We start from the raw sequence: 15,837 nt of genomic DNA, 5'->3' as shown, positions 1-15,837 counted from the left end.
GGGGAAGGCGCAAAGTTAAAAGTTCAGAGTTTAAAATTGGGGGCCGGGTTGTTGGGTATCGGAGTTTTTAAAGCTGAGAGTTGGAAGGGGGGAGTTTGGCACGCTGATTACCGGATGGGGAATGTTCAGGCGAGAGGGAGCTCATTATTGCGAATAGTGACAGGGCATACTGGGCTCGTGCCCGCCTGAGAAGCGTTTGTGCGTTGTGGTATTTATCGTTCCTTATCAGGTTCTTACTCCTGCTTTCGTAAAGTATGGGGGAATTATTGAAGTTTGCGGCAGCGTCAGGGCTGAATGCTGTACAGGAGCTAAAGTTTGTTCCGAAAAAGACTGACTTATCTGAAAGGTTAAATAAATCGTTTCCTACGCTGTAGTAAGTTGATCCGGAAAGTGCCAGGTTGTAAATGGTAGGGAAGATGTCTTTGTGGGAGCCATATATTTCTGTATCGGTTTGAGCGGGACGATACCTGCGTGGGATGTACATATAAAGAGGAACGCTTCGCTGCGCAAGTTGCTGCGATTCATCAAAATCAAACAGCATCAGGTTATTGTGATCGCCTGTAGCGACGACAATTGTGTTTTCTGCCAGTGGAGAATTTTTTATCCTGTTCAAAAATGCACCAAGGCAGTTATTTCCGTACTGAAGGCTTGTGAGGTTTTTTACTGCGAGGTCTTCCTTTACCAGAAGTCTTTTTCTAACGGCGGAAGTGAGTTTGATCTCCCCGGGCTTGTAAGAAGAAGGAAGTATGAAAGGTGTGTGGTTGGTTGTAGTCTGAATAAACATGAATTTAGGTTCTGTTCCTCCGTCCGAGAGTTTTTTGTATGCAAAGTCGAATAGGTACTCGTCATACGCTCCCCAGTTATTTCCCTCCGAATTCTTTATGCTGTTATAGATGTCGTATTTACCGTATAATTTTTCGAAACCCTGTTGCGGAGCCATCTCGTGGATGTTTCTCCATGTTGTTTCTCCGCCGGTAAGGAAGCTGGTTTCGTATCCTGAGTTTTTGAACGGATATGCCACACCTGTAGGAAATGGCTGAAACCTGTATTTTGATTGGGTGAGACAGATCGGTGTGTTGACAAGCAGGAATTCAAGGCTTTGAATTGTGGTTGTTCCTCCGGATACAAAGTTCCTGAAAACCAGGTCGGATTTGAAGTGTGTTCTCAATCCGGCGAGGAGATCCGTGCTGTCTGAATCAAAGCTCATATTGTAGTTACTCATACTCTCCATCATGACGAATACTACATTGGGGCGGTTCTTTTTGAGAAATGCGTTCTTCCTGGTCGTGTGGAAAAGAAGTTTGAGTGCTTCTTCATCAGAAAGATGCTGCGGTACTTCTTTTCCTGTAAAGTAATCTCTTGCTGCCTGGGCTGCATGTTCGTATCCAAGCTGCTTCAGGATAGCCTTAGCCGAGGTATTTAAATTTTCACTTTTTTCTCTCTCAGAGAAGGATGTTTTCAATGCGTATACGCCATTTATGGGCAGGAAGTTTATTGATTTGCAGGAGGATACTGCGGCATCGTGGGGCTGAAGGGGGAAGATTCCAAGTGATTGTCTGATGCCTAAAAAAAGTATTGCAACGAGGGCGAGACTCGCGATTGTGCTGGTCCAGACCGGTAATTTCATGTTGAGTTCTTTCTTTTTATTGATCCTTCTTATGAAGAACACATAAGCCGTCATGACAGAAAGCCACATGGTGAAGATTTTCCATATCGGATAATCTGACCAAACGGAAGACATTACCGCTTTTGTATCGTCGTCAATAAGTCCGAAGATCAGGATATTAATGTGCGACTGGAAATAGTTGTAGAAATACTGGTCAATGAAAAGAATGAGCAGAAAAATGGCTGTGGAAAGTCCGAAGAAGCCCCATATAACTTTTTCTATGAAGGTTCTGTACCGGCCTCCGGGTGTAAACAGGATTGGAAGGCATAATGCAAATGGCAGCACCAGGGTATAACTAATGACCATTGTATCGTACTGGAATCCTCTTAGAAAGGCCATGGCTGCATCTGCCGGCAATCTGAGGATATCTGTATTGTGTAAACGGATGATGAAAGAGATCCTGAAGCAGGTAAAGATCAGTAGTTGAAAAATGTAGATTTGAAAAAGTTTATAAATACTGTTGTAAAATTGGTTAAATCTATCGTGCATTGACGAGGTTCTTACTATAGAAATTGAATTGTAACAAAATTGTGCGAATTTAATATTTCCTGTGAAAGGTTTATAATTAGTTAATAATTTCTTTACGTAATACCGGCCAGGTAAAATGTAGTTAAGAATGGAAATTTCCCCTATGGATTATTGCATTGTCAATGCGTAGACTGCAAAAGAAGCCAGCCAGTGTTCTCCCATATAGTCACCGCTGGCAACATGCTGCAAAGCAGCCTTTAAATGGGTGTTGGCGAGGTTTATCAAAGCTGTTTTGTTCTTTTTAGCATGTTTGGCGATGCCATAAAGATCCCATGCGCGGCTCAGATTAAGTCCGTCGAGATGAACTAGTTTGCCGTCGCTGCGGTCTTTTACCTGGCCTGGGGCAAGGGCTATGTGCGGTGTGAACAGCGATGGAAGAAATTTAACGACCCACGTCTGATACTCCGCGGGTGAAAGAATGCGCCACATAAGATCTGCTTCCTCCAGGCTTGGGCTCAGGAAGTCTGATCCTCCGGGTTCCCACGCGAGCGGAGCATTGGCGTCATTTTTATAAAAGCGGAGGGCTGTTTCTTTAATAACGTTTTTCAGACCGTTGTCATTCGTGGTTTCTGCATAATCCCAGGCCAGGCGCAGCCCGAACGCCAGGTTGGAATGTTCCCCTACGCGAACCGGGTATGCCATCTTTGGAAGGTATTCCTGGTACATGACAGATAATTGCTGTGCGAGAGGTTTCATATTATTTGCCAGCTGCTTTGCGAAGGGATCGTTCCACGTGAGAAGCTCATTTTGCAATTGCAGGAGCCAGGCCCAACCATATGTCCTTTCAAATCCCTTGTTTTCTTTTGACCGGAAGATCTGTACCTCCTGGTTTATATTGTCTGCAGAGAGGTTTTGCGTTAGCTTTTCTCTTATTAGTGCTGCTTCAGGAAGACCGGGGTAGAGTTTCAGGAGCCGGATCAGCATCCAGTGTCCATGAACGCTCGAGTGCCAGTCGTAACACCCATAAAATGCCGGGTGATAAGACCGTGGTTTCCCGAGAAGAGATGTGTCGGAGAAGGTAATCCCTGTTTTGTATGGAAACTCCTGCTGCATACATTTCAGGGGAAGGGCTGCCAGATGAGAAGCTCCTTCCCGGGTAAGTATATACTTGTCTTTTTCTATTTTAAAATGAGTCTCCTGCGCTTCAGAAGCTATATTAGAAAAAGAAAAAAAGAGGGCTGGAAGTATAGATTTGGTAAAAAAGCGGATCATTGAGCTAAGTTAAGAATTAAGGTTTAAAGAAAAGGCGAAACAAAAAAAATCAGATTAGTGTATGGAGCCGGATGGGACGGTGCTGCCGGATAACCTCTTATGTGTTTGAATTGACCGAACTGGAGTTTGCAGTTTTGAGGTCCCCGAATGCGGCCTCAGAAGAAGAAGGGGAATCAGCAAAGCCTGGATATATAAGAGCCAGGCTTTGCTGTTGTGGAAACTTATCAACAGAATTACATTTGATTGATTTACATGTGATTATTCCTCTTCCTGCCAGGTCTTTTCGCCCGCTTTCATTTTGTCGAGTGTTGCTTTGATATTAGGATCGTTGTTGGATACCAACAGAGCTTCTTCCTGCATTTTAATAGCTTCCTTCTTTTTGCCCATTTTGTAAAGGATATTTGCGTAGGTGTCCATAAACATTGGGTTCTTCGCATCTTTTCCTGATAAGCTTTTCTTTGACCAGGCGAGAGCTTCCTCCACGCAGGCACCATCTTTGCAGTTTTCAAAGACTGTCCACGCAAAGTTGTTGAGCTCCATATTGTTTATCTTGTCGCCGGACTTATTTAAATAAGCTGTCACCGCTTTGTTGAACTCAGGCCAGTTCTTTTTGCTCTGGTAATATCGTGCTTTTAAAGGGAGGATGACATCGCTGGCGGCAAATTCAGGATACGCTGCCTGGAGTTTTGTTTCCAGTGCTGCCCAGTCGATAATTGCATCTTTTCCGGATAGGGCGGGGTAGACCATTTCGCTTAATGCAATTCTTTTCAGCATAGAAACTGCGCTGCCTTCTCCGAGTACGGAATCAACCTTTGGCATATTCTTTCTGAATACAGCAAACCCGGGATCAGTGCTTTTTTTCGTGGACCTGGAGAGTAACCGGATATTTTTTGGAGTGGTGAGATCGGTCTGTGTCGAAAGATATTCATTTGTCACCTTTGCTGAAAAGTCTTCGTCGTATGCTTCCATGGAAGCATTGACAAGAGCAAGTATAAAATCTGCATCTTTTTTTCCTGTCTCATACTGTCGCTTAAGGGTATAATACTGTTTTGAGGGATCTAAAGCCGCCTTCCCTTTGCTGATAAATGTGGCAGCGTCGGAAGAGCCTACCGCCCGGTGGACCAGTTCCCCGCTGGGGTCGAAGAAGAGATAAGTGGGATAGGCCCGTATTTCATACGTTTTGGCGATATATTTCGCATCTGCCCTCCATTTCTGAACTTCAGGGTTGTCACCCGCAGTGGAATCAATTTGTACTTTAACGCTGATGTAGTTTGCATTGTAGAAGGTGCCTACTTCTTCCATGGGGAAAATATTAGCGGACATGTATTTACATGGCCCGCACCAGGTTGTAAAGGCATCGAGAAAGATGTACTTGTTTTCCTTCTTTGCTTTCGCTTTAATTTCTGACCAGGAGTCTGCATGTTCAAAATGCATGCCTTTGTTTTCCTGTGCATAAGTCAGGGAGCACAGGAGAAGGGGAACCAGGATTAAGAGCTTTTTCATTTTATTAAGAGTTAGAGGTGAAATCTCATCAGAAGGCATTATTGGCGTCGTCGGTCGTGGCTGTTTTCGCTATTCTAAGGTACAATAAATTTATTTGAAAATACTAAAGATTCTTTCACCAGCGTTTGAGAATATATATTTATTCGATGAAACAAAAATGTTTATTAACACTGGCGTTGCTACCGGCGTTGGCGTTTGCCCAAAACGGGAAATACACAGTTAAAGGAAGGGTTGGCAATTTGAATTCGCCCGCTAAGGTATATTTAATGTATGCGAAGGGGCAGAATGAACCCGTTACCGATTCTTCTGGGGTGAAGAATGGAGAATTCTCTTTTGAAGGTTCTGTACCTGAAGCTGTGGCTGCTGTCCTGGTAATGGACAGGAATGGGGTAGGGCTCCAGAACATCAGTCCAAACAGCAACCCGGATATTCTCCGGTTCTATATTGAGAGCGGGGAAGTGAAGGTGTCTTCTTCTGATTCCCTGTCGAAGGCTGAGGTCAGTGGAAAGGTTAATAACGATAATAAAGCGCTGCAGGCTCAACTGAAGCCAATGAATGAAAAGTTGGCGGCATTGAATAATGAGTTCCGGTCGGCTTCTCCTGAACGTCAGCAGGCGCAGGAATTCAGGAATGGGCTTCAGGCGCGGTTTGAGCAGATCAGGGAACAGCAGAATGCTGTTTTAAAAGCATTTGTTAAGGCTCATCCGGAGAGTTTCGTCAGTGTTTCGGCCATTCAGCGTTTGAGCCAGGAATCCTCTGATCCGGTTGAAATGGAGTCTCTGATTGGCAAGCTTTCTCCAGTCTTGCAAAGAAATGCATCTATACAGGAAGTGTCAGCCGGGCTCCAGGCTGCCAAGAAGACGGCTGTTGGAGTACAGGCTATGGATTTTACGCAAGAGGATGTAAATGGGAAACCAGTAAAGCTGTCTGATTTCAAAGGAAAGTATGTGCTGCTTGATTTTTGGGCATCCTGGTGCGGCCCCTGCAGGCAGGAGAACCCTAATGTGGTGAAGGCTTACAATAAATATAAGGACAAGAACTTTACAGTGCTGGGTGTGTCGCTGGATCGCGAAAATGGAAAGGACGCATGGCTCAAGGCGATTAAGGATGATGGTCTTACCTGGACACAGGTCTCTGATCTGAAGTTCTGGAACAATTCGGTAGCTGTGATGTATGGAATAAAAGCTATTCCCAAAAACTTTCTGATAGATCCTGCAGGCAAGATAGTGGCATCGGACCTGCGGGGAGATGAGCTGGATAGCAAGCTGGCTGAGTTGCTAAAATAGTCCCGGGGACCTGCAAGATGTACAGAAATTATTAAGAAGTTTTTGGATCCTGAATTCACGGCCATGAATGTGAAGAAGTGTTAGGACGTAACTATATAAAGAGAAAGCCCCGTGATGCGGGGCTTTCTCTTTATATAGTTACTGAAAGAAGCTTTTCGTGAGGAACGAGCTCCCCGTTTATTATACGTTAAAGGAGGTCAAATCCGATATCAGCACGGAAATAACGGCCGTCGTAATAGACTCTGCCTGCATCGGCCACGGCTTGCTGAACAGCATCAAACATGGTATCACCTAAAGCGGTGACTGCGAGCACCCTCCCTCCGGATGTTTTTACCTGGCTGTCTTCCAGTGTGGTTCCTGCATGAAAAACGTGTGAGCCCCGGATGTTATCCAGGCCGGAAATCACTTTTCCTTTGAGATAGTTGCCTGGGTATCCACTGGAAACAAGCATCACAGTCGCCGCAGTTTTAGGAGAAATAACCAGTTCCTTCTGTGCAAGGTTTTCATTAGCAACGCCCAGGAGGAGCTCGACGAAGTCGCTTTCAATGCGAGGCATTACGCTTTCTGTTTCGGGATCCCCCATCCGGACGTTATACTCTATGACGAAAGGTTCACCGTCTACATTCATCAGCCCTATGAAGATGAACCCTTTATAGTGGATCTTGTCAATCTTTAAACCGCCGATAGTCGGTTTTATGATGGTGTCTTCTACTTTTTGCATGAACTCCCGGCTGGCAAAAGGTACAGGGGAAATAGATCCCATACCGCCTGTGTTCAGGCCGGTATCTCCTTCTCCCACTCTTTTGTAGTCTTTGGCTTCGGGAAGTATTTTGTATGAATGTCCGTCGGTAAGGACAAAAACGGATAGTTCAATTCCGCTTAGGAATTCTTCTATGACCACTGTATTACTGGCTTCGCCGAATTTTCCGTCGAGCATTGCAATGAGCTCGGCTTGTGCTTCCTCTTGCGTTTGACATATTACCACGCCTTTACCGGCAGCAAGGCCGTCTGCTTTTAATACTACAGGAAGCTTGTGAGTTTCAAGGTATGCCAGTCCATCATTGATACTTTGTTTTGTGAATGATGAAGAAGCTGCTGTAGGGATATAGTGACGGCGCATGAACGCTTTTGAGAAGTTCTTGCTTCCTTCCAGTTGAGCTCCTTCCTGGCCGGGCCCGATGATGGGAATGTTTCTCAGGTGTTCGTCTGCCTTGAAATAGTCATATATGCCCTTCACAAGTGGTTCTTCGGGGCCGACTACAACGAGCGAAATACTGTTATCAAGTACGAACTTTTTTATCCCGTGAAAATCAGTAACCTGAAGGTTTACATTTATTCCATAAGTTCCTGTTCCGGCGTTGCCTGGGGCAATAAACAGACCGGTACAAAGAGGGCTTTGAGCTATCTTCCAGGCAAAAGCACTTTCTCTTCCGCCAGAACCAAGTAAAAGAATGTTCATAAGGGCAAAGATAAGGTTAAAGGTGAAAGGATAAAGAGCAGCGGAGGATATCAGAAAACTAATTCCGAAATACAGGGTTGAAATGTGGAGAAAACCTTATTTTATGTATTTAATTTACTAATTTTGATCGCTTGTATGCCAAAATGTCTTTTTGAATTGTGGGTGGCGTGGTTATTGAGCAGTATAGAATTTATTAGTTAAACAATGTTAGGATTTTTAAGTAAACTATTCGGAAGTAAGTCTGAACGAGATATAAAACAAATTTTGCCTATTGTTGAGCAGATTAAAGCTGAATATTCTAAGCTTAACGGCTTAAGCAATGACGAGTTGCGTGAAAGAACTACAGTCTTTAAAACGCGTATCAGGGAGGCACTTGCTGAGATTGATGCGGAAGTTGCTTCTTTAAAAACGAAAGCAGACGACCTCGAGTTATCTGTGAATGATAAGACAGCGATCTATGACCAGATAGACAAGCTGGGCAAGGACCGTGATAAGGAGTTGGAAAAGGTATTAATGGAAATCCTTCCGGAAGCTTTTGCAGTCGTGAAAGAAACTGCCCGGAGGTTTACTGAGAATACGACTATTGAAGTTACGGCTAGTGAATATGACCGTGAACTGGCTTCCCGGAAGCCCAATGTCGAGATCCATGGAGATAAAGCAGTGTTTCACAACACCTGGACTGCTGCCGGTACAACTGTTACCTGGAATATGGTTCATTATGATGTTCAGCTAATCGGCGGTATTGTATTGCACCAGGGTAAGATCTCGGAAATGGCTACGGGGGAAGGAAAAACTCTTGTGGGGACATTGCCTGCTTACCTGAATGCTCTTTCCGGACAAGGAGTTCATATCGTTACTGTGAATGATTACCTTGCCCGTCGTGACTCTGAGTGGAATGGGCCTTTATTTGAGTTCCACGGACTGAAGGTGGATTGTATTGATAAACATCAGCCTAATTCGGAAGCCAGGAGAAAAGCTTATCTGGCTGATATCATCTTCGGTACAAACAACGAGTTCGGTTTCGACTACCTGAGGGACAACATGACGCTTGCTCCCGAGAACCAGGTACAGCGGAAGCTGCACTTTGCTATGGTGGATGAGGTGGACTCGGTATTAATTGACGATGCCCGTACCCCTTTGATTATTTCCGGACCTATTCCGCGGGGAGATGAGCATGAATTTTATGAGCTCAAACCAAGGATCGAGCGGTTGGTAAATGTTCAGAGGAACTATGTTACCAATGTGCTGAATGATGCGAAAAAGTTAATTAAAGAAGGCAAGACCGGAGCTACTGAAGGAGGGCTGGCATTGCTTCGTGCTCATCGCGGACTTCCCAAAAATAAGGCACTGATTAAGTATCTGAGCGAACCGGGAATTAAGCAGATCCTGATGAAGAGCGAGAATTATCACCTTCAGGACCAGTCGAAAGAAATGCCAAAGGCTGATGCGGAACTTTTCTTTGTTATTGACGAAAAGAACAACCAGGTAGAACTTACAGAGAAGGGCATTGAACTGATCACGGTTTCGGGGGAAGATCAGGGTTTCTTTGTGATGCCGGATGTGGGCACTGAAATTGCTGAGATTGAGAAATCATCTTTGACAGCAGAGGAGAAAATAGCGCGTAAGGATGAGTTGATGCGCGACTTTTCAGTTAAGTCGGAGCGTATCCACTCGGTTAACCAGTTACTAAAGGCATATACCCTGTTCGAGAGAGATATTGAGTATATCATTGACGAAGGAAAAGTGAAGATCGTTGATGAGCAGACAGGCCGTATCATGGAAGGCCGCCGTTACTCAGACGGTTTGCACCAGGCGATAGAGGCGAAAGAAAATGTGAAGGTGGAAGATGCTACTCAGACTTATGCTACTATTACTCTCCAGAATTATTTCAGGATGTATCATAAGCTTGCGGGGATGACCGGAACTGCTGTAACCGAAGCGGGTGAGTTGTGGCAAATCTACAAACTTGACGTGGTTGAGATCCCTACCAATGTTGTTACTCAGCGTAAGGATATGGAGGATAAGGTATACCGGACGATGCGTGAAAAATATAATGCAGTGGTTGACGAGATCACAGCATTAACGGAGGCCGGAAGACCTGTTCTTGTTGGTACGACTTCGGTGGAAATTTCAGAGCTTTTAAGCAGGATGCTGAAGCTTCGCGGGATCAGGCATAACGTACTGAATGCGAAGCTCCATCAGAAAGAGGCCGATATCGTTGCGGAAGCTGGTAAGGCAGGGACTGTAACGATTGCGACTAATATGGCTGGACGTGGTACCGACATTAAGCTGGGGCCGGGTGTGAAGGAGGCCGGAGGTTTGGCAATTGTTGGTACTGAAAGACATGAATCGCGTCGTGTAGACCGTCAGTTGCGTGGTCGCGCCGGACGTCAGGGGGACCCGGGTTCTTCCCAGTTCTTCGTTTCTCTGGAAGATAACCTGATGCGTCTGTTTGGTTCAGAGCGGATAGCAAATATCATGCTGCGGATGGGTATTGAAGAAGGGGAGGTGATCCAGCATTCTATGATTACCCGTTCAATCGAGCGGGCTCAAAGGAAAGTTGAGGAGAACAACTTCGGCATCCGTAAGCGTCTGCTTGAGTATGATGACGTAATGAACTCCCAGCGTACGGTTGTTTATGCAAAACGCCGCAATGCGTTGTATGGCGAGCGTCTGGAAGTTGACCTGAATAATACGTTCTATGATACCGTAGAGGATATCGTTACAGAATATAAGGAAACCGGGAATTTCGAAGGCTTTCAGCTTGAGATCATCCGTATTTTCTCCATGGATGCAGAGATTGATGAAAAGGTATTTTCTGATTCCTCGATCTCTAAGTTAGCTGATATCGTTTTTGAGAAGGTGACGGAATATTATGCCCGTAAGACGGAAGCAATTGCGCAGCAAGCTCTTCCCGTACTTCAGCAGGTATATGGTGAGCGCGGAGAGTTTATCGAAAATATCATCGTTCCGTTCACGGATGGCATGAGAGGAATCCAGGTATCTGCGGGTCTGAAGAAGGCTGTTGAAACTCAGGGCCGCGAAGTATTTAGAGCATTTGAGAAGACAGTGGTACTGGCGTTGATCGATGATGCGTGGAAGGAACATCTTCGCGATATGGACGAACTGAAACAGTCTGTTCAGAATGCCGTGTACGAACAGAAAGACCCTCTTGTGATCTATAAGATGGAGGCGTTCAATTTGTTCAAACAGATGCTTGTTTCCGTCAATAAGGATATTGTAAGCTTCCTGTTTAAGGGAGGAATACCTGTTCAGCAGTCTGAAGAAGTCAGGGAGGCAAGACCTCAGCCTAAGCAGGATCTTTCTAATCTGAAAGTTTCAAAGCCGCAGCTTGCATCAGTTTCAGGAGACGGAAGCGGGATTCCTGTTGATGATACCCGGGAACTGCAGAAGCAGATGCCTGTGAGAAATGAACACAAAGTAGGAAGAAATGACCCATGTCCTTGCGGAAGCGGGAAAAAATATAAGAACTGTCACGGGGCTGGTTTAGAATAATGACATGTTAAAAGAAAAGATCCGGGAGTTATCCGGGAAAATACACGGCGATGTGATTACTCATCGCCGTTTTTTGCATTCCAATCCTGAGCTTTCTTTTCAGGAATATCAGACTTCTGCTTATATAAAAGCTTATCTTGATGAACTTGGGATCAGCTGGGAACCGATGGCTGATACAGGAGTTGTCGGATTGATAAGAGGCGAAAAGCCATCAGATGCAGTTGTCGCACTCAGGGCAGATATGGATGCGCTTCCGATTACGGAGGCTAACGATGTTTCGTATAAATCCCGGAATCCCGGCGTGATGCATGCGTGCGGACACGATGTTCATACCTCTTCTCTATTGGGTACTGCGAGGATCTTACAGTTTTTGAGAAGTGAGTTCGGGGGGACTGTGAAGCTGATCTTTCAGCCTGCCGAGGAGAAACTTCCCGGAGGTGCCAGTATCATGATCAGGGAGGGCGTGCTTGAAAATCCTGCTCCTGATGCCGTTATCGGACAGCATGTCATGCCGCTCATTGATGCGGGCAAGATAGGAATCCGGTCTGGAAAGTACATGGCTTCTACAGACGAGTTATATGTTACTGTGAAGGGAAAGGGCGGACATGGAGCGCAGCCTCAGCAGAATATAGACCCTGTGCTGATTGCAGCGCACATTATAGTCGCTCTTCAACAGGTGGTCAGCAGGATAGCGGATCCCAAGCTGCCTACCGTATTGTCTTTCGGAAAGGTAATCGCGAACGGCGCTACAAATGTTATTCCGGATGAGGTTTATATGGAAGGAACTTTCAGAACGCTGGATGAAACCTGGCGTGCTGAGGCTCATAAGCGCATGAAGAAAATTGCAGAGGGCATAGCAGAAAGTATGGGGGGAAGCTGCGAATTTAATGTTATGAACGGATATCCATTCCTTGTCAATGAGGAAAAGCTCACTGGCCTTGTAAGGGAATACGCCGAGGATTATCTTGGCAAAGAGAATGTTCTTGATCTTGATATCTGGATGGCTGCAGAAGACTTTGCTTATTATTCACAGGTAGCAGATGCCTGTTTCTACAGGCTCGGGATACGCAATGAAGAACGCGGAATTACCTCTTCTGTCCATACCTCCACTTTTGATATTGATGAGAATGCTCTCGGAGTAAGCACCGGACTTATGGCTTATATTGCGTTGAAAAGGCTGGGGAATTAAGATCTGCAAAGTGCCCGTGGCATATAAATGCCCGGTAAAATTGATATTTGATAATAATAAGTTAAAACTACCTGGAAACGCTGATTGCTTAAATCCGAATCCGGTTACTGATAGCTAATAGCTGATTGCCAAAATATGAGATATATATTCTTATTCCTTTTTGCAATTGTGAATGTTTGCTTTGGACAGCAGGTGAAGCGGTTTAATCCGGATACCGTGCTTACAGTCAGGCTGGATTCGGCTGTGAACATCAAGGCGGAACGGATAAATGTTCAGGCGTTCATTAATAAAATAGTAAGCGATACGAGTTTTTATGAGGCTTTCAGGCAAATGAAACGTTATAGTTTTACTGCTGAGAACCGAATCTACACTTACGATAAGAAAAACCGGACAGAGGGGAAGATCTACAGAAAGATCTTTCATAATAATAAAGGCCCTTATAAAATGCAGTACCTGGTAAAACAGGACAGCGGAAAATTATTTAAGAGGAACGGAAAATACCAATTGTATACTGTAGAGATGTTCGACTACATTTTTATGAATGCTTATAACTCTGACTTTGTTGCTTCGGACCCGGCCGGAGGGAAGGGAAAGGGGGGAAGTAATGAGTCTTATAAGGATAAGCTGAAAACCTTACTGTTCAGCCCGGGCAGGCCAATAAAAGGTGTTCCTTTCATCGGGAATAAGACGCAGATCTTCAGTGCCAATATGAGGCAGTATTACGATTATTCTTTTTTTAGTGGTACCTATCTTGATTCAATCCCTGTTTATACGTTTAAGGTTAAAATGAAACCGGATCTGTCTTCATGGACAAAAGATGGCATCATGATCAGGGAATTGAATACAACTTTTGATAAGCGGACATTTGAGATCCTGGGCCGTTCAGTAGATATGAAGTACGGAAATCTGGCATTTGATTTTGATGTGAAGATGAATATCGAGATGGGATATTTTGATGACGGAGAGACTCTCCTGCCAACTAAGATCAGCTACCAGGGAAATTGGGACGTCCCCTTTAAGAAGGAGGAGCGCGCCAGTTTTCTTATCCTCCACAAAGGGTATAAGAAAGAGAAGTAGTTCTCTTTTTTATTTGTGAATTTGCTTCTCAAAAGCAAAGAGCCAGGAAAGTTTACTGAAAAAGCAGTTATCTTGAAGCATTTTTCTAAGTTTGAAATCTCTTATAATTCTTTATGATCGCTAAGGAAACCGTAGAAAAGATATTGGAGGCCGCACGTATTGAGGAGGTTGTTGGCGATTTTGTTGGCCTGAAGAGACGGGGGACAAGTATGATCGGGCTTTGCCCATTCCATAATGAGAAAACTCCTTCCTTCCATGTTGCCCCCGGAAAGGGTATTTATAAGTGTTTTGGGTGTGGCAAAGGAGGCGATTCAGTCCGGTTCATTATGGATCATGAAAAGTACTCTTATCCGGAGGCTCTTAAATATCTTGCGGCTAAATATCATATCGAAATAGAGGAGATCCAGCAATCGCCGGAGCAGCAGGAGGCAGATACAAGACGGGAAAGCTTGTATGTGTTATCGGGCCGGGCTGCAAAATTCTTTAGCGACACGATGTGGGAGTCTGACGAGGGCAAAACTATAGGCTTAAGCTATTTCAGGGAAAGAGGGTTCAGGGATGATATTCTGAAGAAATTTGAGCTGGGTTATTCTCCCGAATCATGGGACGCGCTCACTCAAAAGGCAATTTCTGAGGGTTTCAAGGAAGAATATCTTACGGAAACCGGATTGACGATAAAAAATGATAAGGGAAGGATGTACGACAGATTTCGTGCACGTGTGATGTTCCCTATTCACAATTTTACAGGGAGGGTTATTGGATTTGGCGGACGTACGCTGAAGACTGATAAATCAATCCCTAAATACGTCAATTCTCCCGAAAGCGAGATCTATCACAAGTCTAATGTTCTGTATGGTCTGTTCTTTGCCAAGAAGTCCATCAAAGACCTGGATAATTGTTACCTGGTAGAGGGTTATGCAGATGTGCTTTCGGTTCATCAGGCAGGAATTGAGAATGTGGTTGCTTCTTCAGGTACTTCACTGACCACCGAGCAGGTGAGGCTGATTGGCCGTTTTACGAAGAATATCACTATTCTTTATGACGGTGATGCAGCGGGGATCAAAGCTTCCCTGAGAGGCCTGGATATGATCCTGGAGGAGGGGCTGAATGTAAAAGTGGTTCTTTTTCCGGATGGCCATGATCCGGACTCTTATGTGAGGCAGATTGGGAGCAATGAATTCAAGGCTTATATCGATAAAAACCAGAAGGATTTCATCCTCTTTAAAACGTCAATTCTTTTAAAGGACGCTGCCGGAGACCCAATAAAGAAGGCAGGCGTGATACATGATGTTGTAGAAAGTATCGCTAAGATCCCGGATAGTATTAAAGCTTCCGTTTTTATCAGTGAATGCAGTAATCTCCTGCAGATGGAGGAGCGGATCCTGATAACGGAGCTTAATAAGCTGCGGCTGGGAAAAGCGAAGAAAGATAGCAGGCAGGATGCTCCTGAGCCTCTCCCGCCCCCTGACCTTATGTATCCGGACGAAGTGGGGGGCGTAAAAAAGGAGGAAGATGAGTACCAGGAAAAAGAGATCGTCAGGCTGCTGCTGAATTACGGGCATGAACTTGTGCACTGGGATGGCATCACGGATACTTATATAGCTCCTTATATCATTGCGAACCTGGCGGATGTTACCTTTGATAATCCTGTTTGCCGATATATTATTGAAGAATATAATAAAAGAATGGAGAAGGGGGAACTCCCTGCCTCCCATGAGTTCATACAGCATGAGGATCCGAAAGTAGCTGAGCTGGCTGTATCGATGTTTTCTTCTCCATATGTGCTGAGTGAAAACTGGTTTGCGAAGAGGAAGATCTATGTGAAGAATGAGACTGAAAATATGCGTGCTACTATTCTTGGCGGGATCTTTCATTTGAAAAAGAGAAAGGTAGAGCAGATCCTGAAATCGATTATGGATGAGATCCAGGAGGAAAAGGATGAGGCGAATCAGGCGATCCTGATGCAACGATATCTGAGAGTGAAGGAGGTGGAAAAAGGTATTTCTGCCTTCCTTGGCTCTGTAATTGTCAAATAATGGCTGTTCATAACGATCTTGGACATAGGGGAGAGGCGATAGCAGCCCAGTTCCTGATGGACAAGGGGTTCAGAATTCTTCATACTAACTGGCTTTACGGAAAGGCGGAGGTGGATATCATCGCTGCTTATGATCGTTACATCATATTTGTGGAAGTAAAAACCCGCAGCTCGACTGATTTTGGACAACCTGAAGAGTTTGTGTCGCCTTCGAAGCAAAGAAGGCTTCAATGGGCTGCTGAGGGATATATTTATCAGGCTCAGTATAAGGGGGAAATCCGCTTTGATATTGTGTCGGTGCTTTTTGATATGAGGGGAAGGTATACAGTGAGGCATATTGAGGATGCGTTTTGGGACTTTTAATAG

Annotated in this window: 10 protein-coding genes; 6 read left to right on the top strand and 4 right to left on the bottom strand. The window is 44.8% G+C overall.

Annotation, left to right across the window (positions count from 1 at the left end; all coding sequences use genetic code 11):
- Positions 1-67: 67 nt before the first annotated feature.
- The 3 genes from DDR33_RS17245 to DDR33_RS17235 all read right to left on the bottom strand — a co-directional run bounded on the left by DDR33_RS17245 (position 68) and on the right by DDR33_RS17235 (position 4,909).
- Entirely contained in the window at positions 68-2,155 is a 2,088-nt protein-coding gene (locus DDR33_RS17245; RefSeq protein WP_109417045.1) for an LTA synthase family protein, read from the bottom strand.
- Between the two features lie 147 nt (positions 2,156-2,302).
- On the bottom strand, positions 2,303-3,406 hold the full coding sequence (locus tag DDR33_RS17240) for a DUF2891 domain-containing protein (RefSeq protein ID WP_109417044.1): 1,104 nt from the start codon (positions 3,404-3,406) through the stop codon (positions 2,303-2,305).
- A gap of 258 nt (positions 3,407-3,664) precedes the next feature.
- Positions 3,665-4,909 (bottom strand): thioredoxin family protein, encoded by a 1,245-nt coding sequence (locus tag DDR33_RS17235; protein WP_158280782.1) that lies wholly within the window; start codon positions 4,907-4,909, stop codon positions 3,665-3,667.
- A 146-nt stretch (positions 4,910-5,055) separates the two neighbouring features.
- Here DDR33_RS17235 and DDR33_RS17230 point away from each other — a divergent pair, with 146 nt between their 5' ends.
- Positions 5,056-6,195, top strand: a complete 1,140-nt coding sequence (locus DDR33_RS17230) for an AhpC/TSA family protein (protein ID WP_109417042.1) — start codon at positions 5,056-5,058, stop codon at positions 6,193-6,195.
- A 187-nt stretch (positions 6,196-6,382) separates the two neighbouring features.
- Here the strand turns inward: DDR33_RS17230 and purD are convergent, their stop codons facing one another.
- Positions 6,383-7,654 carry a phosphoribosylamine--glycine ligase gene (gene purD, locus DDR33_RS17225; RefSeq protein WP_109417041.1) on the bottom strand — a complete coding sequence of 424 codons (1,272 nt, stop codon included), beginning with the start codon at positions 7,652-7,654 and terminating at the stop codon, positions 6,383-6,385.
- Between the two features lie 204 nt (positions 7,655-7,858).
- Here purD and secA point away from each other — a divergent pair, with 204 nt between their 5' ends.
- The 5 genes from secA to DDR33_RS17200 all read left to right on the top strand — a co-directional run bounded on the left by secA (position 7,859) and on the right by DDR33_RS17200 (position 15,834).
- Positions 7,859-11,170, top strand: coding sequence for a preprotein translocase subunit SecA (gene secA / locus DDR33_RS17220; RefSeq protein WP_109417040.1), 3,312 nt, complete (start codon positions 7,859-7,861; stop codon positions 11,168-11,170).
- Between the two features lie 4 nt (positions 11,171-11,174).
- Positions 11,175-12,359: a M20 metallopeptidase family protein gene (locus DDR33_RS17215; protein WP_109417039.1), complete on the top strand. Its 1,185-nt coding sequence runs from the start codon at positions 11,175-11,177 to the stop codon at positions 12,357-12,359.
- A 135-nt stretch (positions 12,360-12,494) separates the two neighbouring features.
- Positions 12,495-13,436: a hypothetical protein gene (locus DDR33_RS17210; protein ID WP_109417038.1), complete on the top strand. Its 942-nt coding sequence runs from the start codon at positions 12,495-12,497 to the stop codon at positions 13,434-13,436.
- Between the two features lie 113 nt (positions 13,437-13,549).
- Complete coding sequence (gene dnaG, locus DDR33_RS17205; RefSeq protein ID WP_109417037.1) at positions 13,550-15,472, top strand: DNA primase; 1,923 nt, start codon at positions 13,550-13,552, stop codon at positions 15,470-15,472.
- Positions 15,472-15,834, top strand: a complete 363-nt coding sequence (locus tag DDR33_RS17200; RefSeq protein ID WP_109417036.1) for a YraN family protein — start codon at positions 15,472-15,474, stop codon at positions 15,832-15,834. The genes dnaG and DDR33_RS17200 overlap by 1 nt, the downstream gene beginning before the upstream one ends.
- The last annotated feature ends 3 nt before the right edge of the window (positions 15,835-15,837 follow it).

Origin of the sequence: Pararcticibacter amylolyticus, from assembly GCF_003130405.1 — a bacterium.
Taxonomy (GTDB): Bacteria; Bacteroidota; Bacteroidia; order Sphingobacteriales; family Sphingobacteriaceae; genus Arcticibacter; species Arcticibacter amylolyticus.
This window is presented reverse-complemented; position numbering and strand designations above follow the sequence as displayed.

Excerpts from the sequence above, each read along its gene's own strand:
- DDR33_RS17245 (WP_109417045.1), bottom strand. The coding sequence starts at position 2,155 with ATGCACGATAGATTTAACCAATTTTACAACAGTATTTATAAACTTTTT.
- DDR33_RS17240 (WP_109417044.1), bottom strand. The coding sequence starts at position 3,406 with ATGATCCGCTTTTTTACCAAATCTATACTTCCAGCCCTCTTTTTTTCT.
- DDR33_RS17235 (WP_158280782.1), bottom strand. The coding sequence starts at position 4,909 with ATGAAAAAGCTCTTAATCCTGGTTCCCCTTCTCCTGTGCTCCCTGACT.
- DDR33_RS17230 (WP_109417042.1), top strand. The coding sequence starts at position 5,056 with ATGAAACAAAAATGTTTATTAACACTGGCGTTGCTACCGGCGTTGGCG.
- purD (WP_109417041.1), bottom strand. The coding sequence starts at position 7,654 with ATGAACATTCTTTTACTTGGTTCTGGCGGAAGAGAAAGTGCTTTTGCC.
- secA (WP_109417040.1), top strand. The coding sequence starts at position 7,859 with ATGTTAGGATTTTTAAGTAAACTATTCGGAAGTAAGTCTGAACGAGAT.
- DDR33_RS17215 (WP_109417039.1), top strand. The coding sequence starts at position 11,175 with ATGTTAAAAGAAAAGATCCGGGAGTTATCCGGGAAAATACACGGCGAT.
- DDR33_RS17210 (WP_109417038.1), top strand. The coding sequence starts at position 12,495 with ATGAGATATATATTCTTATTCCTTTTTGCAATTGTGAATGTTTGCTTT.
- dnaG (WP_109417037.1), top strand. The coding sequence starts at position 13,550 with ATGATCGCTAAGGAAACCGTAGAAAAGATATTGGAGGCCGCACGTATT.
- DDR33_RS17200 (WP_109417036.1), top strand. The coding sequence starts at position 15,472 with ATGGCTGTTCATAACGATCTTGGACATAGGGGAGAGGCGATAGCAGCC.